This window comes from Sphingomonas sediminicola, assembly GCF_014489515.1.
Lineage (GTDB): Bacteria > Pseudomonadota > Alphaproteobacteria > Sphingomonadales > Sphingomonadaceae > Sphingomicrobium > Sphingomicrobium sediminicola.
The window spans coordinates 2,195,140-2,220,566 of sequence record NZ_CP060782.1 but is presented as its reverse complement, the minus strand read 5'-3'; the positions used below and the strand labels follow the sequence as shown (position 1 = coordinate 2,220,566).

21 protein-coding genes, 1 tRNA gene and 6 pseudogenes are annotated in these 25,427 nt (G+C 63.4%); 15 read left to right on the top strand and 13 right to left on the bottom strand.

Features of this window, described 5'->3' with window-relative positions; all coding sequences use genetic code 11:
- Positions 1-25: 25 nt before the first annotated feature.
- Positions 26-1,372 carry a hemolysin family protein gene (locus tag H9L14_RS11940; RefSeq protein ID WP_187708265.1) on the top strand — a complete coding sequence of 449 codons (1,347 nt, stop codon included), beginning with the start codon at positions 26-28 and terminating at the stop codon, positions 1,370-1,372.
- On the opposite strand, the gene H9L14_RS11935 is transcribed toward H9L14_RS11940, so the two are convergent.
- The 3 genes from H9L14_RS11935 to purD are packed head-to-tail and all read right to left on the bottom strand — an operon-like array spanning position 1,369 to position 3,661.
- The gene (locus tag H9L14_RS11935; protein ID WP_187708264.1) at positions 1,369-1,857 is read right to left on the bottom strand and encodes a hypothetical protein; all 489 of its coding nucleotides are present in this window, start codon (positions 1,855-1,857) and stop codon (positions 1,369-1,371) included. The two genes, H9L14_RS11940 and H9L14_RS11935, sit on opposite strands and share 4 nt — an antisense overlap.
- A complete protein-coding gene (locus tag H9L14_RS11930) occupies positions 1,857-2,396 on the bottom strand; it encodes a hypothetical protein (protein WP_187708263.1) in 540 nt (179 codons plus the stop codon). Before H9L14_RS11930 ends, H9L14_RS11935 begins: the two co-directional genes overlap by 1 nt.
- Positions 2,393-3,661: a phosphoribosylamine--glycine ligase gene (gene purD, locus H9L14_RS11925; protein WP_187708262.1), complete on the bottom strand. Its 1,269-nt coding sequence runs from the start codon at positions 3,659-3,661 to the stop codon at positions 2,393-2,395. The genes H9L14_RS11930 and purD overlap by 4 nt, the downstream gene beginning before the upstream one ends.
- Here purD and xseA point away from each other — a divergent pair.
- The 4 genes and pseudogenes from xseA to H9L14_RS11905 all read left to right on the top strand — a co-directional run bounded on the left by xseA (position 3,654) and on the right by H9L14_RS11905 (position 7,277).
- Positions 3,654-5,065, top strand: a pseudogene (gene xseA / locus H9L14_RS11920) (exodeoxyribonuclease VII large subunit). The gene purD and the pseudogene xseA sit on opposite strands and share 8 nt — an antisense overlap.
- A gap of 3 nt (positions 5,066-5,068) precedes the next feature.
- Positions 5,069-5,278 (top strand): DUF2093 domain-containing protein, encoded by a 210-nt coding sequence (locus H9L14_RS11915; protein WP_187708261.1) that lies wholly within the window; start codon positions 5,069-5,071, stop codon positions 5,276-5,278.
- 115 nt (positions 5,279-5,393) lie between these two features.
- Positions 5,394-5,684: a hypothetical protein gene (locus H9L14_RS11910; protein WP_246444159.1), complete on the top strand. Its 291-nt coding sequence runs from the start codon at positions 5,394-5,396 to the stop codon at positions 5,682-5,684.
- A 321-nt stretch (positions 5,685-6,005) separates the two neighbouring features.
- Entirely contained in the window at positions 6,006-7,277 is a 1,272-nt protein-coding gene (locus H9L14_RS11905) for an aspartyl/asparaginyl beta-hydroxylase domain-containing protein (protein WP_187708259.1), read from the top strand.
- A gap of 1 nt (position 7,278) precedes the next feature.
- On the opposite strand, the gene clpB is transcribed toward H9L14_RS11905, so the two are convergent.
- Both clpB and H9L14_RS11895 read right to left on the bottom strand, forming a co-directional pair.
- Positions 7,279-9,885, bottom strand: a complete 2,607-nt coding sequence (gene clpB / locus H9L14_RS11900; protein ID WP_187708258.1) for an ATP-dependent chaperone ClpB — start codon at positions 9,883-9,885, stop codon at positions 7,279-7,281.
- 63 nt (positions 9,886-9,948) lie between these two features.
- Entirely contained in the window at positions 9,949-10,770 is an 822-nt protein-coding gene (locus tag H9L14_RS11895) for a D-Ala-D-Ala carboxypeptidase family metallohydrolase (RefSeq protein ID WP_187708257.1), read from the bottom strand.
- A 64-nt stretch (positions 10,771-10,834) separates the two neighbouring features.
- Here H9L14_RS11895 and H9L14_RS11890 point away from each other — a divergent pair, with 64 nt between their 5' ends.
- The 3 genes and pseudogenes from H9L14_RS11890 (at position 10,835) to H9L14_RS11880 (ending at position 12,648) form a co-directional block, all read left to right on the top strand.
- The gene (locus tag H9L14_RS11890) at positions 10,835-11,161 is read left to right on the top strand and encodes a polyhydroxyalkanoic acid system family protein (RefSeq protein ID WP_187708256.1); all 327 of its coding nucleotides are present in this window, start codon (positions 10,835-10,837) and stop codon (positions 11,159-11,161) included.
- 7 nt (positions 11,162-11,168) lie between these two features.
- Positions 11,169-12,478 (top strand): annotated as a pseudogene (locus tag H9L14_RS11885) (FAD-dependent oxidoreductase).
- Positions 12,479-12,571: 93 nt separating this feature from the next.
- A tRNA-Pro gene (locus H9L14_RS11880) sits at positions 12,572-12,648 on the top strand.
- A 1-nt stretch (position 12,649) separates the two neighbouring features.
- Here H9L14_RS11880 and lldD read toward each other — a convergent pair.
- The 4 genes from lldD to H9L14_RS17120 are packed head-to-tail and all read right to left on the bottom strand — an operon-like array spanning position 12,650 to position 15,252.
- Complete coding sequence (lldD, locus tag H9L14_RS11875) at positions 12,650-13,792, bottom strand: FMN-dependent L-lactate dehydrogenase LldD (RefSeq protein ID WP_187708255.1); 1,143 nt, start codon at positions 13,790-13,792, stop codon at positions 12,650-12,652.
- A gap of 7 nt (positions 13,793-13,799) precedes the next feature.
- Complete coding sequence (locus H9L14_RS11870; protein ID WP_187709966.1) at positions 13,800-14,567, bottom strand: class II aldolase/adducin family protein; 768 nt, start codon at positions 14,565-14,567, stop codon at positions 13,800-13,802.
- A 44-nt stretch (positions 14,568-14,611) separates the two neighbouring features.
- Positions 14,612-14,962, bottom strand: a complete 351-nt coding sequence (locus H9L14_RS17125; protein ID WP_343070264.1) for a glutathione S-transferase C-terminal domain-containing protein — start codon at positions 14,960-14,962, stop codon at positions 14,612-14,614.
- Positions 14,963-15,000: 38 nt separating this feature from the next.
- The gene (locus H9L14_RS17120) at positions 15,001-15,252 is read right to left on the bottom strand and encodes a glutathione S-transferase N-terminal domain-containing protein (RefSeq protein ID WP_343070191.1); all 252 of its coding nucleotides are present in this window, start codon (positions 15,250-15,252) and stop codon (positions 15,001-15,003) included.
- Positions 15,253-15,322: 70 nt separating this feature from the next.
- On the opposite strand from H9L14_RS17120, the pseudogene H9L14_RS17500 reads away from it, so the two are divergent.
- Positions 15,323-15,436 (top strand): annotated as a pseudogene (locus H9L14_RS17500) (KTSC domain-containing protein); the annotation flags it as partial.
- Between the two features lie 99 nt (positions 15,437-15,535).
- Here H9L14_RS17500 and H9L14_RS11855 read toward each other — a convergent pair.
- A complete protein-coding gene (locus H9L14_RS11855) occupies positions 15,536-15,796 on the bottom strand; it encodes a DUF2171 domain-containing protein (RefSeq protein WP_187708254.1) in 261 nt (86 codons plus the stop codon).
- Between the two features lie 139 nt (positions 15,797-15,935).
- Between H9L14_RS11855 and H9L14_RS11850 the strand changes: the two genes are divergently transcribed.
- The 4 genes and pseudogenes from H9L14_RS11850 (at position 15,936) to msrB (ending at position 19,350) form a co-directional block, all read left to right on the top strand.
- Entirely contained in the window at positions 15,936-16,133 is a 198-nt protein-coding gene (locus tag H9L14_RS11850) for a hypothetical protein (protein ID WP_187708253.1), read from the top strand.
- Positions 16,134-16,237: 104 nt separating this feature from the next.
- A pseudogene (hmgA, locus tag H9L14_RS11845) lies at positions 16,238-17,525 on the top strand (homogentisate 1,2-dioxygenase).
- A pseudogene (gene fahA, locus H9L14_RS11840) lies at positions 17,525-18,812 on the top strand (fumarylacetoacetase). The pseudogenes hmgA and fahA overlap by 1 nt, the downstream one beginning before the upstream one ends.
- 40 nt (positions 18,813-18,852) lie before the next feature.
- A complete protein-coding gene (gene msrB, locus H9L14_RS11835; protein WP_187708252.1) occupies positions 18,853-19,350 on the top strand; it encodes a peptide-methionine (R)-S-oxide reductase MsrB in 498 nt (165 codons plus the stop codon).
- A gap of 16 nt (positions 19,351-19,366) precedes the next feature.
- On the opposite strand, the gene H9L14_RS11830 is transcribed toward msrB, so the two are convergent.
- The 3 genes and pseudogenes from H9L14_RS11830 to H9L14_RS11820 all read right to left on the bottom strand — a co-directional run bounded on the left by H9L14_RS11830 (position 19,367) and on the right by H9L14_RS11820 (position 22,341).
- Positions 19,367-19,756 (bottom strand): hypothetical protein, encoded by a 390-nt coding sequence (locus H9L14_RS11830; RefSeq protein WP_187708251.1) that lies wholly within the window; start codon positions 19,754-19,756, stop codon positions 19,367-19,369.
- Positions 19,753-21,254: pseudogene (locus H9L14_RS11825) on the bottom strand (MFS transporter). The gene H9L14_RS11830 and the pseudogene H9L14_RS11825 overlap by 4 nt, the downstream one beginning before the upstream one ends.
- 64 nt (positions 21,255-21,318) lie before the next feature.
- Positions 21,319-22,341, bottom strand: coding sequence for a LacI family DNA-binding transcriptional regulator (locus tag H9L14_RS11820; RefSeq protein ID WP_187708250.1), 1,023 nt, complete (start codon positions 22,339-22,341; stop codon positions 21,319-21,321).
- A 161-nt stretch (positions 22,342-22,502) separates the two neighbouring features.
- Here H9L14_RS11820 and H9L14_RS11815 point away from each other — a divergent pair, with 161 nt between their 5' ends.
- Entirely contained in the window at positions 22,503-24,821 is a 2,319-nt protein-coding gene (locus H9L14_RS11815) for a TonB-dependent receptor (protein WP_246444156.1), read from the top strand.
- Complete coding sequence (locus H9L14_RS16155; RefSeq protein WP_246444153.1) at positions 24,803-25,414, top strand: hypothetical protein; 612 nt, start codon at positions 24,803-24,805, stop codon at positions 25,412-25,414. Before H9L14_RS11815 ends, H9L14_RS16155 begins: the two co-directional genes overlap by 19 nt.
- Positions 25,415-25,427: the final 13 nt, after the last annotated feature.

Sequence of the window (25,427 nt, the reverse complement as noted above, 5' to 3'; positions counted from 1 at the left end):
CTGCTAGGCATTTAACGCAACGCCCATGAGCGATCCTTCCCCACTTCCCTGGTTCGATATCGTCATCATCCTCGCGCTGGTGCTGCTCAACGGCGTCCTGTCGATGAGCGAGCTCGCGATTGTCTCGTCGCGAGAGGCGCGACTGAAGGCGATGGCAAAGAGCGGGAGCAGCGGCGCCCAATGCGCACTCGACCTCGCCGCCAATCCCGGGCGCTTCCTGTCGACCGTGCAGATCGGGATCACTTTGGTCGGCATCCTTGCGGGCGCCTATTCGGGAGCGACTCTCGGCAAGCCTGTTGGCGAGCGAGTTGCGTTATTGGGGCTGTCACCCGAGACGGCCCAGACAATCGGTTTTGCGGTTGTGATCATTCTGACGACATTCGCTTCGGTTGTGATCGGCGAACTCGTGCCAAAGCAATTCGCCCTTCGTTCGCCTGAGCCGATCGCGGCGATTGTTGCCCGTCCGATGCTGTGGCTTTCGTGGCTCACCCGCCCGATCGTCTGGCTTCTCGACCGCACAAGCGCTTTGATCTTCAAGATGCTGGGTCTCAATCGTGAGTCCGAGAACACGGTGACTGCGGAAGAGCTTCACCTTGTGGTCGCGGAGGCGCAGACGGCCGGCGTGCTCGAGGAAAGCGAGCGGGCGATCATTTCCGGCATTGTTCGCTTGGCCGACCGCCCGGTTCGCGAGGTCATGACCCCTCGCACCGATGTCGACTGGGTCGACGTAGGTACATCTTCTGAGGATCTCCGCGCCGCGCTGAAGGACACTCCGCACAGCCGCATCCCTGTCGCGGACGGTTCAGTCGACAATATCGTTGGGGTGATTCAGACTCGCGACCTGCTCGAGGCGCTTCTCGACGGGCGAGAACTCAATTTGCGCGAACTTACTCGCTCGGCTCCTGTGATTCCCGACCTGATGGATGCGATGGACGCGTTAGTCGTGCTCCGGTCGGCCGATGTACCGCTCGCCTTAGTTCATGACGAATATGGGCATTTCGACGGGATCGTGACTCCGGGGAGCATTCTTGCCGCGCTTGCGGGAACCTTCGCTCACGATGTCGAGGAGGGTGAGGAGCCGGATCTGTTCGAGCGCGAGGATGGAAGCTGGTTGGTGTCGGGGGCAGCAAGCGCGGACTTGCTGTCCGATCGTCTTGGAGTGCACATGCCCCACGACCGCGATTATTCGACCGTCGCCGGCTTTGCCTTGTCGGTCCTCAAGCGGCTCCCGCAGACCGGCGAGACCTTCGCCCACGACGGCTGGAAGTTCGAAGTTGTCGACATGGACGGGCGGAAGATCGACAAATTGCTCGTTTCGCGCCCCAAGCGGCGCTCGCGCGAGCATGAGCCCGCGCAGGTCGAGCAGGACTAGAGCTTGCCGAAGCGGCTTTCGAAGCCGTCAGTGTCTCCACGCGCAAGATAGTCGGCCTGCTCGATGACACGGTCGCGTTGCAGTCGGCCGCGGAACGGCCCGAGCTGCCCGTCGAGCCGATCGAGCTCCTCCGGGGTTAGGCGCGAGAGCTGCTCGAAACGATTGTAACCGAGCGCGTGGAGCGCATCCGCGAACTTCGGGCCGACGCCCTTGATCCTGGTGAATTCATCGCGCGCTTCTCCGCCGGCCAGCGCCTGGTGAACCGGCGCTTTGATGATCTCTCCGGCAACGTCGCTCGTCGCCGCCGCGGCTTCACCTGCGAGCCCACGCCCTTCGGCCTCCGGCCTCGGATTCGACATGTGCGGACGCAGCGGCGTGGAATCGCCCAGCTGAATGCGCTGGCGAGGCCGCAGGAGCAACCACGCGACAATAAGAACGACAATCGCCGCGATGACGATCAGCCAGAGATTCCCACCAAAATCCATCACCATCTCCACTGCGCATTCGAGCGGCGCCGAAGCTCGAGCAGATACGCCAGCACCAGCCCAACGCCAAAGCTGACAAGCGCCGCAAGTTCCACCTCCAGCAACAATGGCAGCGTGAAATTCGGCGGCCGGTCGGCCCACCAGACATTGGCCACGCCCGGAACATCGTTGAGAATTCGTACCAGTTCGCTGCGCTGGAAATCGTCGGCCGGCCCGGAAAGGACGAGCGCCCGTCTGATCGGATTGCGGGGGACGACGGCGGTGACCGGTGCCATTTCCCAGTCGACGAGGACCTTGCGAGTAAAGCGCTCGGTTTGAGATGCAAAGCGCTCGCCCTTACCGACCGGAGCGTGCCAGATGGCTCCGAACGCGAGGACGAGGGCGGCCCCGCCGGCAAGCACGAGCACTCGCCGGCGCCTCCAGTTTATCGTCCTGAACTGGTTTGGCGCCCGCTTGCGGAAGGCGATTGCGCCGACGTTGACCCCTGCGACGACTGCCAGGGTCAGGACCGGCCAATAGAGATCCCAGAGAAGGTTCATTCGCTCACCGCCGGCTCGGCGCGCTCGAGCTCGCGCCACCCGATATCGCGACGGTGGAAGCCGTCAGCGAAGTCGATCTGGTCAACGGCGCGATACGCGCGCGCCCGGGCATTGGCGAACGTGTCAGCCACGGCGGTCACGGCCAGAACCCGCCCCCCCTTAGCGACCAATGTCTCTCCAGAACGCGCGGTCCCCGCGTGAAAGACGGTCACGCCGGGCACCTGCTCGGCAGCCTCGATTTCCCGGATGAGCCCGCCGCCCTTTGGCGTGCCCGGATATCCATGGGCGGCGACGATGACCGTCATCGCGTGGTTGTCCGACAGCTCCGGCCTCTGCTCGCCCAGTCGCCCGGTCGCGACGGCGTAAAGCAGCTCGGCGAAGTCGCCCTCGATGCGCGGCATGATGGCTTCGCATTCCGGATCGCCGAAACGGACATTGTATTCGATGAGCTTCGGACCTTCGCTCGTAAGCATCAGGCCGGCGTAGAGCACGCCTGAGAAAGGCGTGCCCGCCTCGGCAAGTGCCCGAACGGTGGGGCGGACAATCTCATCCATCGCTTGCTGCTCAAGCTCGGTGGTGAGGACTGGCGCCGGGCTGTAGGCGCCCATTCCGCCGGTGTTCGGTCCGGTATCGCCTTCGCCAACGCGCTTGTGATCTTGTGCCGACGCGAGCGGGACGGCGGTCTCGCCGTCGACCAGCGCAAACAGGCTCGCTTCCTCGCCCTCGAGAAACTCCTCAATGACCATTGGGCCGTCACCGGCGGCATCAATCGCGGCCTCCGCTTCCTGGCGGCTCATGGCGACGGTCACGCCCTTCCCGGCGGCGAGGCCGTCGGCCTTGATGACGACCGGAATTCCGAACTGTTTCAGCGCGTCGTGCGCCGCCGCCGCAGTTTCGATCCGAACATAGCCCGCCGTTGGAATCGCGTTCGCCGCGCAAAGGTCCTTGGTAAAGCCCTTCGAGCCTTCGAGCTGAGCTGCTGCTGCATTGGGACCGAACACGGCAAATCCCGCTTCGCGCAATGCATCTCCGACGCCGGCCACGAGCGGTGCTTCCGGACCAATGACGACGAGACCGATCGAGCGCTCCTTCGCAAGCGACGTCACCGCCGTCGGATCGCATGGGTCGATTGCGACGCATTCCGCCCACCGGGCAATGCCTGGATTTCCGGGTGCCGCAATAAGCTCGACGCAGCTGGGCGATTGCCTCAGCCGCCACGCGAGCGCATCTTCGCGTCCACCCGAACCCAGCAGCAGGATGTTCATGGATCTCCCCGAAGACAGCGGCAGCGGCCTGTTAGCCGAGGCCAAGGCCGGCGACAACGCGCCTGCGCTGTCGGTCACCGAGCTGTCGATGTCGCTGAAGCGTACGATCGAGACGTCCTACGGGCGCGTGCGGGTTCGCGGCGAGATCTCCGGGTTCAAGCGCCATGCGTCCGGCCACTGCTATTTTTCGCTGAAAGACGAGGGCGCGTGCATGGACGCAGTCGTCTGGCGGGGGAGCGCACAGGCGCTCGCGTTCCGGCCCGAGGACGGGGCGGAGGTGATCGCCACCGGCAAGCTCACTACCTACCCGGGGCGTTCAAAATACCAGATCGTCGTCGAGCGGATGGAGCTGGCGGGGAGGGGGCGCTCATGGCGCTCCTCGACAAGCGCAGACGCGCGCTTGCGGCCGAAGGGCTGTTCGACGTGGAGCGCAGGCGCAAGCTGCCCTTCCTTCCGCGCGTGATCGGCGTCGTGACGTCACCGACGGGAGCAGTGATTCGTGACATCCTTCACCGACTGGAGGACCGCTGCCCCACGCATGTCATCGTCTGGCCGGTTCCGGTGCAGGGCGAGGGTGCATCGGCGAAGGTGGCGCAGGCCATTCGTGGTTTCGGCGCGATCGAGACAGGCGGGCCGGTGCCGCGGCCGGATCTCCTGATCGTCGCACGCGGTGGAGGCTCGATCGAAGACCTTTGGGCCTTCAACGAGGAGGAGGTCGTCCGTGCTGCAGCTGAATCGCCGATCCCGCTGATTTCGGCCGTCGGTCACGAGACGGACACGACCCTGATCGACTTGGCTTCAGACAGGCGTGCGCCCACTCCCACTGCCGCCGCGGAGATCGCGGTGCCCGTTCGATCGGACCTGATGGCGCTTGTCGACGATCTGGGGCGGCGCTCGGCGTCCTGCCTGACTGTCCATGCACGGCGCGCGCGGGAGCGGCTCGACCTGACGGTGCATCGCTGGCCTAAGCCCGAAGCCCTGTTTGCACCCGTTAACCAGCGGGTCGATGATCTCGTCGGAAGGCTGCCCAGGGCGCTTGCCGCACGGGCCGCGCATGCTCGCGCGGACCTCAGCGCGGTCGCTCCTCGGCTGCGCAGCGAATTGCTCTCCGACCGGGTCTTGCGGGCGAGAGACCAACTGGCTTCCCTCTGGCGACTGGCCGAGCTCGCTCATCCCGACAGACCGCTCAAACGTGGATTTGCGCGCGTCACAGACCGGGCAGGCAAGACGCTGACCCATGCCGCAGATGCCATCGCGGCGCGCGAGCTGAAGCTGCACTTCGGCGACGGGACGGTCGACGCGACCGCTGGGGCGGCGCCAAGCCAGCCTGCTCGGGTTGAGCGCCCGCGCCGGGCACCCTATGTCGCACCCCAGCGGGGCCTGTTCGATGAGCCTGAGGAATAAGACATGCTGATGAGTGGAGCCGGACGCGCAGCGCGCCTTCACTATCTCCCCGGGACGTTTAGGGTCCTTTCGAACGGCGACCACGTCATCTGCGCCGTCACGGGCACACGGATTCCCTTGCATGAGCTTCGGTACTGGAGCGTGGAGCGGCAGGAAGCCTATGTCGATGCGGATGCGAGCGTCGAGGCCGAGAAGAAGGCCGCCGACCGCTAAGCGTCTGTCGTTGGTCGAAAATTCGTTGGCCGCAGCAACAAGATGAGTTTACAACACGCGTAATCGAGCTGCCGACTGAGCGCGCTCGAATGAATTGCATTCGATGGAGGCGACTATGCTTGTTCGCCTGTTTGCGTTGGTGATTGTCGCGGCGACCCCTGCTGTGGCGGCAACGCCGTCGGCCGGTCAACAGCAATCCAGCATGGCCAGCGACGCCAACGAGAAGATTTGCGAGAGCATTCCGGTGATCGGCAGCCGCCTCGCGAAGAAGCGGGTGTGCGCGACGCGCGCGGAGTGGGAAGAGCAGAGGCGGCAGGATCGCCAGGCAGTGGATCAAATCCAGAAGCAGATCGCTGGCCCGTGCAGCGTGGTCGCCAACAAGAATATCGGAGCGCCGTCATGCTGAGCCGTCTGGCCGTTGCGTTAGTCCTCGTAGCGTCGATGGTTTCGACGCCCGCGTTTGCGGAGAAGGATCAGGCACCTAATACTTCGACCGGTAATCCCAATGAGCGGATCTGCGAGAATATCGTCCTCACCGGCAGCCGCCTAGCGACCAAGAGGTTCTGCGGAACTCGGGCTGAATGGGCCGACCGCAAACGGGAGGATCGGGAAGCCCTGGAAAGCGCACAGAAGAGTCCCTGCGTCGTGACTCACACAGGAGCTGGCGGAAGGGCGGCCTGCTGAGGCGCCCTTGACCCTGATCCCCGGCTCGGTTCCAAGTCGGGACATGACTTCGGGGAGCATTCAGCAACATCTCGCGGAAGCCCAGCGCGCAATGCACGCGGGGCAAGTCGATAAAGCACGCCATCATCTCGATGCAGTCATCGAACTCGACCCAACGGAGCCGAATGCCCGGAATGCACTGGGGCTGTTCGCTTTGGACCAGGGGGACGCGCGAGCGGCGGCCGCTCATTTCGAAATTGCATGCGACCGGGACCCGAAGGCACAGCCGCTCTGGATGAACTTGGCGCGAGCGCATCGTGAGCTTGGGGATTCCGAGGCCGAGCGGGCGGCGCTCGAAAAAGTGCTCACGATCGACCAGCGGGACCTCTTGGCGCTGATCCGGCTGGCCGAGCTCCATGAGCGTCTGGGTGAAGAGGCTTTGGGCGCGAAGAGGTGGGGAGCCGTGGTCGCGCTCTCGTCCGGCATTCCCGACCGGTTGCCCGAACTCGAGCAGATCGTCGACCACGCGAAAGCCTTCGTACAAAAGCACCGGCAGCATCTCGCAAACGCGATCGATGCGAAGCTGGCTGACGACCTTTCAGGGGCGAGCACTCGGGACCGTCGGAGGTTGCAGGCTGCGGCGGATCACTGGCTGGGGAGGCGGGGCATCTACGCCAACCATTGCGAGGGGCTGCACTACCCGTTCTTGCCTGCCGACGAGTTCTTCGATCGAGGGCATTTCCCGTGGCTCGAACAGCTCGAGGCGGCCACGCCCGAAATCATCAAGGAACTGCAGGCAATCCTGGCAGAGCGCGATTCCGGCGTGGCGCCTTATATCTCGATGCCTCCCGGCGTTCCGCCGAACAAATGGTCGAGGCTCGACAAGTCGCTGGACTGGGGAGCCTTCCATCTCTGGAAGGAAGGCGTGCGCATGGACGACGCCTGCGCCCGCGCTCCGCGGACGACTGAATTGGTCGAGTCGCTGCCTTTATGCCGCATCGAGGGCCGCGCTCCCGCGGTATTTTTTTCGATCCTAAAGGCCGGCAGCCACATCCCCCCGCACACCGGCGTAACCAACGTGCGCAGCATCGTTCACCTGCCGCTGATCGTGCCCGAGGGCTGCGGTTTCCGGGTCGGCGGCGAAACGCGGGAGTGGCGTGTCGGCGAGGCGTTCGTCTTCGACGACACCATCGAGCATGAGGCCTGGAACCGCAGCGGTCATGACCGCGCGATCCTGATTATCGACACATGGAACCCGCATCTCAGCGAGCACGAGCGGGAAATGATCGTCCGTTTCTACGCGGCCGCCGACGAGCAGCGAGGCGTGTTGCTCTAAGCTATTCCGCCGCTTCCCGCACCGATTGCTCGGCCTGAACGAACACCAGCCCGCCATCGCCCTCGTCGACGCGTACCAGCGACCCGTCCTTGACCTCGCCCGCTAGAATTTTGTCCGCGAGCGGGTCCTGGAGGTACTTCTGGATCGCCCGCTTGAGCGGCCTGGCGCCGTAGACCGGGTCGTAGCCGACGCGGCCCAGCCAGGCGCGGGCGGCATCGGTCAGGTCGAGGCGGATCTTGCGGTCCTCAAGCAGCTTCTGAAGCCGCGCGACCTGGATATCGACGATTGGGCCCATGTGTCCCGCCGACAGGCGGTGGAAGAGGATGATCTCGTCGAGGCGGTTGAGGAATTCGGGACGGAAATGGGCGCGGACGACCTCCATCACCTGCGGCTCGACCTTTTCGGCTGGCTCGTCCTCGCCGAGAGAAGCGAGATATTGTGAGCCAAGGTTGGACGTCAGGATGATGATGGTGTTCGAGAAGTCGACCGTGCGGCCCTGGCCATCGGTCAGGCGACCGTCGTCGAGGACCTGCAACAGTACGTTGAAGACGTCTCCGTGCGCCTTCTCCACCTCGTCGAACAGGACGACCTGATAGGGGCGGCGGCGAACGGCTTCGGTCAGAACTCCGCCTTCCTCATATCCGACATAGCCTGGAGGAGCGCCGATCAGCCGTGCAACCGCGTGCTTCTCCATGAACTCGGACATGTCGATGCGGACCATCGCGTGCGCGTCGTCGAACAGGAATTCGGCGAGCGCCTTGGTCAGCTCGGTCTTGCCGACGCCGGTGGGGCCGAGGAACAGGAACGAGCCGAGCGGGCGGTTAGGGTCCTGAAGGCCGGCGCGTGAACGGCGGACTGCCGCGGACACAGCCTTGACCGCATCTTCCTGGCCAATGACCCGGGCGCCGATCAGCTTTTCCATCTGGAGCAGCTTCTCGCGCTCGCCCTCCATCATCCGCTCGACCGGAACGCCGGTCCAGCGACTGACGACGGAGGCGATGTCTTCCGCCGTAACTTCCTCACGGAGCATTGCGCCCTTCACGGCCGCCTGCGCTTCGGAGAGCTGCTTCTCCAATTCGGGGATGCGCCCGTACTGAAGCTCGCCAGCCTTCGCCAGGTCACCGTTGCGCTGCGCCTGCTCCAGCTCGATGCGGGCGGCGTCGAGCTGCTCCTTGATCTTCGCCTCGGCGCTGATCTTGTCCTTCTCGGCCTGCCAGCGCTGCGTAAGTTCGGATGACTGCTGCTCGAGGTTCGCGAGTTCCTCTTCGAGCTTCTTCAGCCGGTCCTTCGAGGCCGCATCCTGCTCCTTCTTCAGCGCTTCTCGCTCGATCTTGAGCTGGATGATGCGCCGGTCGAGGTTCTCGATTTCCTCGGGCTTGGATTCGACCTCCATGCGGATGCGGCTCGCGGCTTCGTCCATCAGGTCGATCGCCTTGTCAGGCAGAAAGCGGTCAGTGATGTAGCGGTTAGAAAGCGTCGCCGCGGCAACCAGGGCGCCATCGGTGATCCGCACGCCGTGGTGAAGCTCGTACTTCTCCTTGAGCCCGCGAAGGATCGAGATAGTGTCGGGAACGCTCGGCTCGCCGACGAACACCGGCTGGAAGCGCCTCTCCAGAGCAGCGTCCTTCTCGATATATTTGCGATATTCGTCGAGCGTCGTCGCACCGATGCAGTGAAGCTCGCCGCGTGCGAGCGACGGCTTCAGCAAATTGCCGGCGTCCATCGCGCCCTCGGCTTTGCCGGCACCGACGAGCGTGTGCATCTCGTCGATGAAGAGGATAATCTCGCCAGCGGCTTGCTTCACCTCGTCGAGGACGCCTTTGAGGCGTTCCTCGAACTCGCCGCGATATTTCGCGCCGGCGACCATGGCGCCGAGGTCTAAGGCAAGCAGGCGCTTGTCCTTGATGCCGTCGGGAACATCGCCGTTGGTGATGCGGAGTGCGAGCCCTTCGGCAATCGCGGTCTTGCCGACGCCCGGCTCGCCGATCAGCACCGGATTGTTCTTGGTACGGCGGGCGAGAACCTGGATTGTCCGGCGGATTTCCTCGTCTCGGCCGATCACCGGGTCGAGCTTGCCCTCGCGCGCAGCCTCAGTGAGATCGCGGGCATATTTCTTGAGCGCGTCGTAGCGATCCTCGGACGACTGCGTGTCCGCGGTTCGGCCGCCACGAAGCTTGTCGATAGCAGCATTGAGGTTCTGAGGAGTGAGTCCCGATTTCTGAAGTGCGGTCCCGACGTCGGTGCCCTTCGCTAGCGCCATGGCGAGCAGGATCCGCTCGACCGTCACGTAGCTGTCGCCTGCCTTCTGGGCGATCTGCTCTGCCTGGTCGAGGACGCGGATGGTGTCGCCGTCGAGCGCAGGCGCTTGCGTCGCGCCGCTTCCGGTAACGGCCGGAATCTTCGCGACCAGCGCATCGACTTCGCGCTTCGCCGCTTTGGGGTCTCCGCCAGCCGTTTGTATTAGGCCGGCAGCCATTCCCTGCTCGTCGTCGAGCAGCGCCTTCAGCAAATGCGCTGGCGCGATCCGCTGATGATGCTCGCGGACGGCGATCGTCTGGGCCGCCTGAAGAAAACCGCGTGCTCGATCAGTGAGTTTTTCGAGATCCATTAAACACCCCTCTGCCTTGGGGCCGATATGGTGTGGCCGTTAAACCACTCAAGGGACAGGATGCTAGGGCTGGGTGTCCGTTGAAACGGGCGTTGGTGCCAAAGGGTCTGTTCCGTGAGGCGCATAGACGACCTTTGCGCCGATCGTCGTCGCCGGTTCGGCGGTTGGCTGAGTCTGCGGACCCATCGTTACCGACGCCAGATCGCTCGGCTTGATGATCGCCGGGCAACTGGCAACGTTGGGATCAGCACCCCAGCGCCGGTACTTGGTCGTATCCACATGGAAGCGCAGGAAGGCGTAGAAGCCGAGCCCGACCGAATAATCCGTGCCGCGCCGGGCATGGACCGCGCACAGCTTCCGCATCAGCTCCTCGCGCGTCGTCTGCCGGAGCGGGACCATGTCGATCGCCGAATAATGCTTGTGCGCGCTCTCGGGAGCTCCACCCGCGCAGACGTTTAGATTTGGGTTGCGGTAAGCGGACACGGCCTCGACCGGGCCCACGGTTGGGACGACGTAATCCTTTATGTAGCGAAGCGTCTGAACGATGTGCGGCCACTCGGTCGTCGGCGGGACCTCGAACGGCGCTCCACCGCACCGCTGCCAGGACGTCGCCGTGCGCAGAATCTGCCAGGTCGGAAGGATGCCGGAAACACCCCATTCGGTCAGGTAGGCATTGAAGGACTTTACCGCCCCCGCATGCCTTGGTCCCGCCGCGTACCAGCTGCGGTAGCCGGGCTCGTCTTGGCCGATCGAGATGTAGTCGGCGGCGGGGTTCCAGCCGGCATGCATCGGCACCGGCACGGCATTCGAAGACGGAGGATAGACCGTCATCTGGGCAGCGGCCGGGGCCGCGACGAATAGCAAAAGGCTCACGATCCAACGCATTGCGCCCATGATACTCCTACCCGGCGGCTTGCAAAGCGCTGAATGCCAGCCCATCGTCGCAGCAATGGAGCGCCCGGTCGAAGTCGAGCTGCCGCACAAGCTGGGCCGGGAGGAAGCGCGGCGGCGTATCGCCGGCAACGTACACAGGCTTGAGGATCATATCCCGGGCGGCGCTGCGCAGGTGAGTTCCAAATGGGTGGGCGACCAGCTCAATCTCGACATCACGGCAATGGGGCAGAAAGTCGCCGCCTTGATCGATGTCGAAGAGACGAAGGTTCGCTGCCGGGTGATGCTTCCGGGTATGCTGGCGTTCTTTGCCGCGCCGATCGAGGCGGCCCTGAATATGAAGGGCCGCGATCTTCTACTGGAAGACAAGAGCAAGAAGGACTGATTGCTGCATGCGCCATTTCGCGGTCGTCGGCTCCGGCCCAGCGGGCTTTTACACTGCGGAGGCTTTGAGCAAGACGTACGGGGACAAGGCAAGGATCAACATCCTCGACCGCTATCCCGTTCCGTACGGCCTGATCCGGTTCGGAGTTGCGCCTGATCACCAGTCGCTGAAGGCCGTGTCCAAGCGCTACGACAAGGTGGCGGACGAGCCCGGCGTCGACTTCATAGGTAATGTGACGGTCGGCCGCGATGTATCGGTCGAGGAACTGCTCGAACTCTACGACGCCGTGATCCTCGCGATCGGGGCGCCGCATGATCGCAAGCTCGGCATTCCCGGCGAAGATCTTGCTGGCGTCGTCGGCTCTGCCGAATTTGTCGGCTGGTACAACGGTCATCCCGAGTTTGCCGACCTCGATCCACCGCTGGGCGGCACGCATGCGGCGGTTATCGGCAACGGCAATGTCGCGCTCGATTGCGCGCGGATCCTGTCGAAGACCCCGCATGAGTTCGAAGGGTCGGACATCGTCGGCACGCGCTGGAGGCGCTCGACGGATCGGCGATCCGCACGGTTACAATCCTCGGCCGGCGCGGACCGCACCAGATCGCGATGACCCCGAAGGAACTCGGCGAGCTTGGCCACCTGGAAGAGGCGTCGCCGGTCGTGGACGCCGCCGACTTCCCGCCCATGGAGGCCGACGATGCGCTCGAGCCGGGGCACCGCAAGTCGATCACGATCCTGCGGGAGTTCGCGGGAACGCCGGCTGACCCGGCCAAGCCGAAGCGGATGGTCTTCGATTTCTTCGCCAAGCCGCTGCGGATCGAGGGTAACGGCAAGGCAGAGCGGATCATCGTCGAGCGCACCGAGCTCGACGAGAATGGCGCGGCGAGGGGCACTGGCGAGACCTATGAAGTGCCCGCGTCGTTGGTGATCACTGCGATCGGATATTCGACGCCGCAGATGGCAGGCGTCCCCTACGACGAGCGTGGCGGAAAATTTCGCAACGAAGGCGGGATCATTGGTGACCGGCTGTATGCGGTCGGCTGGGCTCGTCGGGGCCCGACCGGGACGATCGGGACCAACCGCCCCGACGGTTACGAAGTTGCGGAGCAGGTTGCGACGGCCATGCCGGCGGCCGCCAACAGCGACCGCGCGGGCGCGGAAGGCCTCAAGCGGCTGCTCAACGAACGCGGAATCATGCCGACCGACTATGACGATTGGCGGAAAATTGAGGAAACCGAGGTGGGACAGGCCCGGCCGGGAAGTCCGCGCGAGAAGTTCGTCCGGGTCGAAGATTGGCTGTCTGCCCTCGGCCGGTGATTGCCGGGTTGCGCTTGCCGATTCCCCCATCTATCTAGCCGCGGCCTTGGCTCCCGCCGCGACCGCCGGTCGCAACTCAAAGCGGGTTCCGGTCGGGGAGTAGCTCAGCCTGGTAGAGCACTGTCTTCGGGAGGCAGGGGCCGGAGGTTCGAATCCTCTCTCCCCGACCATTCACCGCTGACGCGGATCGATGATCTCCGCGTTGATCCCGGAGATCGTAGTGCACCCCGTTAGCGCCATTGCGACGCGCATTTCTGCTTCGATCAGCTTGAGCACGTGCGTTACGCCGGCTTCGCCACGGCTCGCCAGCGCGTAAGCCCACGCTCGTCCGATTAGGACGAAGTCGGCACCGAGCGCGATCATCCGGACGACATCGAGGCCTGAGCGAACGCCTCCGTCGACGAGGATCGGGAGTTTGCCGTCGACGGCCTCGGCGATCGAGGGCAGGGCGCGAGCGGTCGACGATGCTCCGTCGAGCTGACGGCCTCCGTGATTCGAGACGACGATGCCGTCGACACCGTTGGTCACGGCTGCCCGGGCTACGTCAGGCTCGAGTATGCCCTTGATGATCAAGGGTCCGTCCCAATTTGCGCGGACCCAGTCGACGTCGTCCCAGGTAATCGATGGGTCGAAATTAGCGCCGATCCAGCCGAAATAATCTTCGAGGCCGGTGTCCTTGCCGAGGACTGGTTCGAGATTGCCGAGGCTGTGCGGCCGCCCTTGCAACCCCACATCCCAAGCCCAGCGGGGACGAGTAAGCGCCTGAATGGCGCGCCGCATCCGCGTGCCTCCCGAAAGCCCCGACCGGTGATCCCGGTAGCGACTACCAGAGACAGGAAGGTCGACGGTCAGCAGCAGGGCGCCGCACTTCGCTTCACCAGCCTGCGCGAGCCGGTCGCGGACAAAGCCTCGATCCTTGATGATGTAGAGCTGGAGCCAGAAGGGCGATTGAAGCTCGCCGGCGATCTCCCGAACGGGGCAGACGCTCAGCGACGATAATGTGAATGGAACGCCAGCCGCGCGGGCTGCTCGCGCTGCCTGCACCTCTCCTCGGCGGGCATACATTCCGGCAAGCCCGATCGGGCAAAGGCCAACCGGCAAGGACCATTTCTGGCCGAATAGTTCGGTCGTCAGATCTATCTTCGAAACGTCACGTAGAACGCGTTGGCGGAGTGTAACGTCGCGCAGATCCCGCATGTTCGCGGCGAGAGTCACTTCGTCGTAAGAACCGCCGTCAAGATATTCGAACAGGAAGTGCGGAAGGCGAGCTCGCGCAAGCTCGCGATAGTCGTCGACGTTAGCCGCCTTCCGCATTCAGCCTTCAGGTCGCGAACTTGGGATCGAGGCGATACGCTTTCCGTTTGAGCGCCGGCCATGCCAACAAGTTCGCCGCAAGCGGTAGCCCGACCGCACCCTGCTGCGCCGTGATTTCCGGAGCACCCTGTGGCGGTCTGTTGATCTGGTCGCCGGCCGAGAGGGCCATGATCTGCGCCTGGCAGGCCCGCTCCAAATAGTAGAGGCGGATGAAGCACTCGCCGACGTTCTTGCCGACCGCGAGCGTGCCGTGGTTGCGCAGGATCATCGCATTCTTCGTGCCCAGGTCCGCGACCAGCCGGTCGCGCTCGTCGAGGTCGACTGCGACGCCTTCATAATCGTGGAACGACACTTCACCGCGGATCAGCATCGCCGTCTGTGTCAGCGGAAGGAGACCTTCCTGATGGGCGGATACCGCCTGCCCCGCAGGCGTGTGGAGGTGCATCACGGCGTGTGCATCTTCTCGCGCCATGTGGATCGCCGAGTGGATGGTGAAGCCTGCGGGATTGGTGATGAACGGCGTCGGCTCGACCGGATTGCCGTTGACGTCGACCTTCACGAGCGACGAGGCCGTCACTTCCTCGAACATCAGTTGGTAGGGATTGAGCAGGAAGTGATGTTCCGGCCCCGGGATGCGCGCCGAAAGGTGGGTGAAGATGAGGTCGTCCCAACCGTAGTGGGCTACCAAGCGATAGGCTGCGGCGAGGTCTTCGCGGATCGCCCATTCTTCGTCGCTGACTTTGCCCCGGAGCGACGGGATTTCGACCGACTCCATCGGCTTCGTGTCGTTCATTCCGCGATTGATCGAGTCCACGCGGTTCATTGTGGCACCTCCTGCCGGTCCGGATGGGCGGCCGCGAAAGCCTCCAGCCGGTTCGCGTTCTCATCGGCTCGCACCAGCGTCGGGTAGCCGTCAAGCGGAACGTTGAAGCGGCGAGCGTTGAAAAGCTGCGGAACCAGGCAGACGTCGGCCGCGGTCGGCGCATCGCCGAAGAGGAACGTCCCAGCTCTCGGCGCGGCGAAAGTTTCCAACGCCGGCAAGCCCTCGCTGATCCAGTGCGCGTACCACGCATCGACCTCTTCCTGGGAATGGCCGAGCTCGTTCTTCAGATATTTGAGAACCCGAAGGTTGTTCAATGGATGGATGTCGCAAGCGACCATCATCGCCATGGCCACCACATGCGCCCGCTCGGCGGCAGGCGTAGGGATCAGGGCGGAGTGGGAAACCGCAAGTCGAGGTAGTTGATGATCGCCAGGCTCTGGACCAGCCGGTGACCGTCGATCTCGAGCATCGGAACGAACCCCTGCGGGTTCAGTGCGCGATACTCATCGGACTGCTGTTGGCCCTCGAGCAGGTTCACCGGCCGGCGCTCGTATTCGACGCCTTTGATGTTCAGCGCGATCCTGACGCGATAGGAGGCGGAAGATCGGTAGTAATCGTGAAGGATGGCTTGCGGCATGGCTGCCGATTAGCCGTTCGCACCGACGCCGTCATGCGACAAGTTCCGCGCCCTGCGCGTTTATCGCTCCATGCCGTCGACCGTCATCCGCCGTTTTCTTTATGCTCCCGGGTCCCGCGAGCTCACGGTCGAGTTCGTGAGAGGCCGCCGGTACATTTACTCGGACGTTCCCCAGAGGACGTGCAGGCATTTCGTGGCGCCTTTTCAAAGGGCGCACACTTCAATCGCCACTTCCGCGAACGATTTCCCTGCCGGGAGCTTGCTCCCGCGGACGGGGACGAGCCTAGCTGTTCTCGCCGCCCTCTTCGGTCTGAAAGATGCTTTCGACCGCATCGATCCGCGCCGAGAGGCGAACGGTTTCGCCTTCGACGTCCGCGACCAGCCCCGCCGGGATGAAGTGGTGATGACCTTCATGCGAGCCGGCACCGCTGCTGTCACGGGTAAGCTTGATCCGGTCGCCCTCGATCTTGTCGACCTTTCCGAGCGGCGTGCCCTCGGCATCAATAACCTGCATATGCTCGCGGACTTGATCCAGGCTGCTCATCCCCGTCTCCTCTTTGCTTGTGCTCGAACTGCAGGACGTAAGGCGCTCATAGCGCAAAGGTTCCGTGCCGGACATCGGAACCGCAGTCCGCGAGCTTCGTTCGTTTCGCCATAACAACAGAGTAACAGGGAGTAATGCCATGGCCGACGATCGTGACGAAGTGGAACGCACGACCGTAATCGAGACTGACGGCGGTGGCGGCGGAGGAGGCGTCCTCGCCGTGGTCCTGCTGATAATCGTCGTATTGGTCCTGCTCTTCCTTTTCCGTGATCAGCTGGGCTTCGGGAGCAAGACCGAGGTAAAGGTCCCCGACCAGATCAACGTCAACGTCAACTAGGTCGACCAAAACGCGCGGTAGGCGAGTCCCGCGCGGCTCGGGCGCAGTTCCAACAGGGGCTGCGCCCGTTTGAACTTGTCGCTTCCAAGTTCTAACGCGGCCCGATGCAGGGTACGGATCTCCGCTACATGAGCGGCTTTGGCGGCCATTTCGAAAGCGAAGCTGTCGAGGGCGCACTCCCGAAGGGCCGGAACAGCCCGCAGCGGCCGGCCTTCGGCCTGTACGCCGAACAATTGTCCGGGAGCGCCTTCACGGCACCTCGTCACGAGAACCTGCGGAGTTGGCTCTACCGCCTGCGACCGACGGCGGACCATCGTCCGTTCGTGCGTTATGAAGGCGCGAAGCTGTTTGCGCCGGGACGGTGAAGCAGCCGCTCGCGCCCAATCGCTTGCGCTGGAACCCTCCCGGCGACCTTCCTTCCGGCGCCGATTTCGTCGACGGCATGGTGACCATGCTCGCAAACCGCGATCCGTCGGATCTCGAAGGCGTAGCGGTGCACCTCTACCGGGCCCAGCGGAACATGGAGAGCCGCGTCTTCATCAACGCGGACGGCGAGCTGCTGATCATCCCGCAGGAAGGCCCGATCGAGCTGCAGACCGAGCTCGGCCGAATCGAAGCGGGTCCGGGCGACATTGCGCTGATTCCGAGAGGCGTGAGGTTCCGCGTCAGGCTGCTGGACGGCGAGGCGCGCGGATATGTCGCCGAGAACCACGGCCTTCCTTTTCGCCTTCCTGACCTTGGCCCGATCGGCGCAAACGGCCTCGCCAATCCGCGCGATTTCGAGGTGCCGGTCGCATCCTACGAGGACCGCGACGAACCGACCGAGGTCATCCAGAAATATCTGGGCAGCCTGTGGACGACGACGCTCGATCATTCGCCGCTCGACGTGGTCGGCTGGCATGGGAATTACGTTCCGTGCCGCTACGACCTGAACCGCTTCAACACGATCGGTACCGTCAGCTACGACCACCCTGATCCGTCGATCTTCACGGTGCTGACCAGCCCGAGCAACGTGCCGGGCAGGGCGAACGCGGATTTCGTGATCTTTCCGCCGCGCTGGATGGTCGCCGAGGACACGTTCCGGCCGCCCTGGTTCCACCGCAACGTGATGAGCGAGGCAATGGGGCTGATCTACGGTGAATATGACGCGAAGGCAGAGGGCTTCGCACCCGGGGGTCTGTCGTTGCACAACCTGATGAGCGGGCACGGTCCCGATGTCGAAAGCTGGAAGAAAGCGAGCGAGGCCGAGCTGAAGCCGGCCAAGATCGAAAGCACGCTCGCCTTCATGGTCGAGACTTGCTGGCCGTACCGGCCGACACAGTTCGCGCTCGACCGAGCGCAGCCCGATTATGACGAAGCCTGGCGGGCTTCCCAAAGGCGAAGTTGCGGTAATGACATTGGACCAGACGCACGATCCGAAGCTCGCCAGCTGGGTTGAGGGCGCTGAGCCCGGCAGCGACTTTCCGATCCAGAGCCTACCGATCGGAATCTTCTCGGAGGCGAAGGGTCTTCGGCGGCCCGGGGTCGCGATCGGCGATTATATTCTCGACCTCACTGCATCAGCCGACCTTCTCGATGAGGAGTGGCGCGAGGATTTGTCGCAGCCGATCCTCAACGCCTGGTTGTCGCGCGGTCCGGAAGCGCATCGCGCGTTGCGCCAGCGCTTGTCCGAAATCCTGAGCGACGAACGCTATCGCGACGATGTCGAGATAAACCTGATCGGCCAGAGCGAAGTGCGGATGCACCTGCCCTGCCTGATCGGCGATTACACCGACTTCTACGTCGGGATTCACCACGCGACGAACGTCGGGAAGCAGTTCCGGCCGGACAATCCGCTGCTTCCGAACTACAAATATGTGCCGATCGGCTATCATGGCCGTGCAAGCTCGGTACGGGCATCGGGCGAGCCGGTGGTCCGGCCCAGAGGCCAACGCAAGCCTCCGGAGGCCGATGCTCCGGAATATGGGCCAAGCCGGCGTCTCGATTACGAGCTGGAGCTCGGCATCTGGATTGGGCGGGGAACGACCTCGGCCAGCCGATTCCGATCGGCGAAGCCGGTCAGCACATCGCGGGATATTGCCTGCTCAACGACTGGTCCGCGCGCGATCTGCAGGCGTGGGAATATCAGCCGCTCGGGCCCTTCCTCGCCAAGAACTTCCTGACCAGTATTTCGCCGTGGATCGTCAGTGCCGACGCGCTTGCGCCGTTCCGCACGCCGATGCCGCCGCGGCCGGAAGGCGATCCCGACCCGCTACCTTATTTGAGCAATGATGCCGACCGTCAGAGCGGGGGCTGAGCATTCAGCTCGAGGTTACGCTTTCCACCGAGAAGATGCGGCAGCAGCGCCAGGCGCCTCATGTGCTGTCGCGCGGCCGGGCGGATTCGGCGATGTACTGGAGCGCGGCGCAGATCGTGACCCACCATTCGTCGAACGGCTGCAACCTCCAGCCGGGTGACCTGATCGGCACAGGGACGCTGTCGAATGACAGCGATCAAGGTCTGGGCTCGCTGCTCGAGATCAGCCGCGGCGGGAAGCAGCCGATCGAGCTGCAATCCGGCGAGAAGCGTAGCTTCCTTGAAGATGGCGATGAGGTGACGCTACGCGCCTGGTGTGAGCGTGAGGGCGCAGTGCGGATCGGGCTCGGCGAGTGCGTAGGACGAGTGGTCTCCGCATATTAGCCTGTAACTTTTTTGGGTGATGGCGCGAATCTGAGTTCAGATGACTGAACTTACGAACATCAATAGGCGGGCCTTCATCGGCGTCGCCGGAGCCGCCGGAGCGGCGCTGACTTTCTTGTCCGTTGGACGAGCCAATGGCGCGAGCAGGAGCTTCGAATTCGCGCTAAGCGACAGTGACTGGCGAAAACGTCTCGGACCCGAGCGCTATCGCATCCTGCGCGAGGCTGGAACGGAGCGGCCCTATTCCAGCCCGCTCAACAAGGAGCATCGACGCGGGACCTTCGCTTGCGCCGGATGCGGCCTACCTTTGTTCAGTTCGGCGACGAAGTTCGACAGCGGCACTGGCTGGCCAAGTTTCTTCCGTCCCTTGCCGAATGCAATATTGACGAGAGCCGATCACAGCCTGTTCATGGAGCGAACCGAGGTGCTGTGCCGCCGTTGCGGCGGGCATTTGGGCCATGTGTTTGACGATGGCCCAAGGCCGACCGGTCTTCGCTATTGCATGAACGGGCTCGCCCTGAAGTTCGTCCCCGCTTAGCGCTCGTTGTCCCAGATCATCGAGATGATCTTCCAGCCTTCCTCGGGTGGCGGAAGAGCTGGATAGAGTTGATTCCGCGACGCTCGGGCTCGGCATCGTCGAGCGACGTCCGCGCCTCGTAATTGCTCCAGACGTGAGCCATGTTGCCGAACACATCGATCCGGCGAGCCGTCTCGATCTCGTAGAAGTTGTTGGTCGTGAAAAAGGGCGTCGTGTTCTCCGCATAGTCGTCGAGGCCCATCATCTTCATTTCCGGACGCCCCTGCTCGTCGACCCAGGTACGGACCTGCCTCGCTTCCGGCAGGAAGCTGTTCCGCTGTCGCGACCAGTCGCGAGGGCCCGCGGGACCGGAAATCATCGCGTACATTTCGTCGATAACTGCGCCGATTTGCTCTTCGTCGCTCATGCCTTCTCCTCACTCACGCGGGTCATCGCCAGCGCAGCCAGCGCCATGACAGCGGCTGCAAAGGCCATGGTGTAGATCGGCTCGTCCGGGAAGAACGCCTTCATGATCGAGCCCATCACTGTTGCGACCAGCAACTGGGGCACGACGATGAAGACGTTGAACAGCCCCATGTAGATGCCGAGCTTCTTCTGCGGCAGGTTCGAAGCCAAGATGGCGTAGGGCATTGCCAAGATCGACGCCCAGGCGATGCCGACACCGACTTCTGCGATCAACAGCTGGTTGGCATTCTTGAACAGGAAGAAGCTCGCGTAGCCGAGCGCGCCGCAAAGCAGCCCGATGATGTGCGTCTTGACCTTGCCAATTCGACGCGCGAGGAATGGCAGGATCGTCAGCGCTGCGATTGCGGCAACGCCGTTGTAGGTCGCAAAGAGTACGCCAACCCAATTGCCGCCTTCCTGGTAGGCGGCGCTATTCGCGTCGGCCGAGCTGAAGAAATATTGCGCGACTACCGGCGTGGTGTTGATCCACATGATGAACAGGGCCGACCAGCTGAAGAATTGCGCCAGCGCGAGCTTCTTCATCAGCGGCGGCATGCCCGAAAAGTCACCGACGATGCTTGACAGCATGTTCGAAGATCGGCCGCCCTCGCCATCTGGATTCCGACGATCGATGCCAAGCCATAGGCGATCAGCAGGCCGCCGAGCAGATAGACTTCTTTCTCAAGACCGAAGGCGTCGGTGCCGGCAACAATGGCGGCGCCAGCCGCGATCCAGACGATGCTGGTAGTGAGCGTTCGCGCAGCGAGTGCACGGATGGTTACGGTCCCGTCATGCGCGATTTCACCGTCATCGAACGCGCTCACCTCTTCAGGCGAATATTCGCGGGTGGTGACGATCGTCCACATCACCGCCGCGAACAGTGCGACGCCACCGGCCCAGAAGCTGTAGCGAACGGTATCGGGGATCTGGCCAGCCCCGGCCTCATTCGCGACGCCCCAATGTTCGAGCAGGTACGGGAAGATCGAGCCAACCACGGCGCCTGCGCCGATAAACGCGGTTTGGACCGCATAGCCCGCAGTGTGTTGGTCGCGCGGCAACATGTCGCCGACAAAAGCGCGAAATGGCTCCATCGAAATGTTGAGGCTGGCGTCCAGCACCCACAGCAGCAAGGCGGCCATCAGCAGCACTTGCGATAGCGGCATGAGCAGTAGCGAAAGAGCGGCGAGTATGGCGCCCGTCAGGAAGTAAGGACGCCGCCGCCCAAGCCGGCCTAGCCAGGTCTTGTCGGACATGTGCCCGATGATCGGCTGGACAAGCAGCCCGGTCAGCGGGGCGGCGACCCACAAGGCCGGAAGATCGTCCAGGCTCGACCCCAACGACTGAAATATCCGCGACATGTTCGCGTTCTGGAGCGCGAAGCCGATCTGGATGCCGAAGAAACCGAAGGAAATATTCCAGAGCCCGGCGAGACTCTGCCGGGGTTTTTCGCTCACAGGCATGCTCTCTCCCTCATGCGCTCGCGCACAAGCTGGCAGAACAATCGGCGTTGGACAATTCGCCCGGTCAGGCGGGCCGGCTCGAGTCCCGGATCACCAGCTTGACCGGCAGCAGTTGGTTGCGTGCGGTCCCGAACTCGACGGCCTCCACGGCTGCTTCCACCAGTCTCTCACCGGCTTTGCGGGAGTCCTGGCGCACGGTGCTCAAGGGCGGGCTCGAAAGGCTTGCAGCGGGAATATCGTCGAAGCCGACGATCGCGACCTCCTCCGGTATCGCCCGGCCGAGTTTCTGAAGCGCGTGCATCGCGCCGATCGCAGCGACATCGCTGGCGGCGAACACTGCATCAAATTCCACGTTGCGTCGGCGGAGCTCATCGACGGCATCGCGCCCCGCCTGTTCGCTCGGCTCGGCATCGACGCAGAGGCTGTCGTCCGGCTCGATGCCTGCAGCCTTTAGCGCCCGGCAATAGCCGCGCCAGCGGTCGTGGAATTCCTGGAAGCCGGGGCGGACAGTGCCGATGAAGGCGACCTTCCGGCGTCCGCTCTGCAAGAGATGCTCCGTCGCATCGAAGCCGCCCTGCTCGTTGTCCGAGCCGACCGTTGCTCCAAGCTGGGATCCGCCAGTGGATCCCCAGCGGACGAAATGCGTGCCGCGATCGACCAGCCGATGAAGTAGGGGCTCTGACTGGAAGTAGTCGCCATAGCCAAGGAGAATGAGCCCGTCCGCCTTGTGCGTGTCGGCATAATCGACGTGCCAGTCGGACGAGAGCTGCTGGAACGAAATGAGCAGGTCGTACCCCGTGTCCGCGCACTTGCGGACCATCGCGCCGAGCATCGACAGATAGAACGGGTTGATGAGGTTATCGTCGGCCGTCGCTTCCTCAAAGAGCAGAGCGAGGGTCCTTGAGCGGCTGCGCCGGAGTCCCGACGCATTCTTGTCGACCTTGTAATTGAGCTGTTCTGCGGCGGCGAGGACGCGTGCGCGGGTTTCGGCGCTGACCGACGGGCTATTGTTGAGGGCGCGCGAGACCGTCGGCTGCGACACGCCGGCAAGCGCTGCGATGTCGAATGAGGTCGGCCGCCTCTGCATCTTCTCCCTCGGAGCAGATTAGGCGGGCTGAATACGTATGTATAGGCGCGGACCCCGTTCCGCAGGCTGAAACCTCTGATATCCCTCATCTTCGGGAGAGGGCTTCATGCCCAACAGGAAGTCGTCGCGGCGAAACGCCGTGAATCAGGGGAACGAAATCGATGATCATCACGTCTTCGCGCCTGCGTCTGGCCGCCGCGGCGAGCCCGCTTGCGCTCGCATTGAGCTTCGTGGCCGCAACGCCCGCAAGCGCGCAAACCGAAACGACTGAGCCGGCAGACACAACGGCCGCAGCGGCGCAGGAAACGACCGATCAAGCGGCGGCTCAGGAGCCTGCCAGCGAGGACAAGGCGATTGTCGTCACGGGCTTCCGCGCCGCTCTCGCCAGCGCCACATCCACGAAGAAGCGGACCGACCAGGTCGTCGAAGCGGTCACCGCGGAAGATATCGGCAAGCTTCCGGACAATGGCATCGGCGAATCGATTGCTCGCCTTCCGGGCATTTCGGCGCAGCGTGCACAGGGCCGCGCCAACATCATCTCCATCCGTGGCTTTGGTCCGGACTTCTCCGTGACGACGCTGAATGGCCGTGAACAGACCACGACGAATGACTCGCGCGCGGTCGAGTTCGACCAGTTCCCGTCTGAAATCCTGAACCAGGTCGTCGTCTACAAGACCCCGGCGGCAAATCTGACCAGCCAGGGCCTCGTCGGCACGATCGACCTTCGCACGATCCGCCCGCTCGATGCCGGCAAGCGCATCATCGCGGTGGGAGCGCGCGGGAGCTACGTCGACCAGAAGCTGCAGCCTGATTCTCACGACCTGGGCTATCGCGTGTACGGCACCTACGTCGACCAGTTCGGCAACGGCGATGTCGGCATCGCCTTGTCGGCGTCCTACACGAACGAGCCCTATCAGACGAAGGACTGGAATTCCTGGGGCTATTCCAACCTGAGCTCGACCGATTCCAGCCAGATCTTCAACGGAACGAAGATGTGGGTCGAATCCAGCGACCTCAAGCGCCTCGGAATCAACGGTACCATCCAGGCTCGTCTGAGCGACAATATTTCCACGACCGTCGATGCCTTCTATTCGAACTTCAAGGATCACGTGAACCAGCGCGGGTTCGAGTTTCCGGCGTTCGGCAATTTCCCGCTGACCAACGTCACCACCGAGGACGGCCTCGTTACCGGCGGCACTTTCAACAACGTTTTCGGCATCGTCGAGAACTATGCGAACGATCGCGACGCCGACCTCTATTCCGTCGGCTGGAACCTCGCGTTCGACAGCCACAGCGGATGGAGAGGATTCGCCGACCTCAGCTGGTCGCGCACCGATCGCAGCGATCGGTTCCTCCAGACGACAGTCGGTACTGGCCGCGGGCGCAGCGGAGCCTCCGACAACATCGATTTCAGCTGGACTGACGAAGGTCCTGTCTTCAGCCCGAACCTCGATTATTCGGACCCGAACATGATTATGCTCACAGACGTCCAGGGTTGGGGCTGGTTCAACGGGCCGATCAATCAGGCAGGCTACGACAACCTTCGCAAGACCCGAGACGACCTCAAGCAGGCTCATTTCGAGATCGAACGCGAGCTCGACTCCTTCCTGAGTTCAGTGAAGCTCGGCGTGAGCTATACTGATCGCAGCAAGAAGCTTCGTGCGGTCGAGGCCTATCTGACCCCGGCGGGCGGCGTGGACGAGATCGCCGTTCCATCGGATCTAATCCTCGATCCCGTGGAACTGGATCGCGGCATCGGGCCGATCCTGACCTACGATCCGCGCGACCTGATCGACGCCGGAGTGCTCGACGTGGTGCCGGCTCCCTGGGGCGACCAGAAGGCCTACAAGGTCAGCGAAAAGCTGTGGACGCCGTACGTCATGGGCGTGATCAATGCGCAGCTCGGAAGCACGGAACTGACCGGCAACGTTGGTGTGCAGTTCGTTCACACGGACCAGAGCTCGACAGGCCTGGTCGGGGCGAGCGGCGTGTCAGGACTCATCTCGAGCACGAAGAGCCGAAAGTATTGGGAAGTCCTTCCCAGCCTGAACCTGTCGTTCCGGATGCCGAACGACTTCATCATCCGGTTCGCTGCATCCAAGCAGCACATCCGTCCTCGGATGCCGGACATGGCCAACAACTTCAATTATTTCACCGATCTATCCCTTGGCGGTATCATCCGGGGTGACGGCGGCAATCCCGACCTGAAGCCGTATGCGGCGACGGGCGTCGACCTGAACTTCGAGAAGTATTTCGGGTCGAAGGCTACATCGCGCTCCAGACTTTCTACAAGCACATGGACCGCTACATCGCGAGCGGGTTCACCGCGTTCGACTACAGCGGCTATCCGCCTCCAACCAACCTTCCGCCGGTCAGCACAGACGGCATTCTGTTCGGGCAGGTCAATACCAAGGGCGGTTACATCTACGGCGCCGAGTTGGCCGGCACCCTTCCTTTCGACGTGTTCTCCGACGCGCTAGCAGGTTTCGGCCTGACGGGCGGTATTGGATACACGAAGACCAAGGTGAAGGACTTCAACGGGAATTACAGTTCGATCCCGGGCTATTCGAAGTGGGTCGGCAACCTGACCGCCTTCTATGAGAATAGCGGATTCAATCTCCGCGGCAGCATGCGCTACCGGTCGGAATATCTGGGCGATTTCGCGCTCTACAGCGGGGGCCTCGACCGGCAGGTGGTGCAGTCGGAAACCATCTTCGACGCACAAGTCGGATATGATTTCCCGACGTCGTCGATGCTTCGCGGGCTGTCGCTCTACGTGCAGGGTCAGAACCTTACCGACGAGCCTTCGAAGACGCTTCCGCAAGGTGCGAGCAACGACCTCCAGTTCCTGAAGTACCAGACTTACGGACGCCGCTTCCTTGCGGGCTTCACGTACAAGTTCGGTGCAGAGGCTCCGCCGCCGCCGCCACCTCCGGCGCCTCCGCCACCACCGCCGCCGGCCCCGCCGCCGACGCAGACCTGCGCGGATGGATCGGTGATCCTGGCGACCGACGCTTGCCCGGTTCCGCCGCCTCCGCCTCCGCCGCCGCCACCGGCGCCCGAACGCGGCTGATCTTGAGCGAACC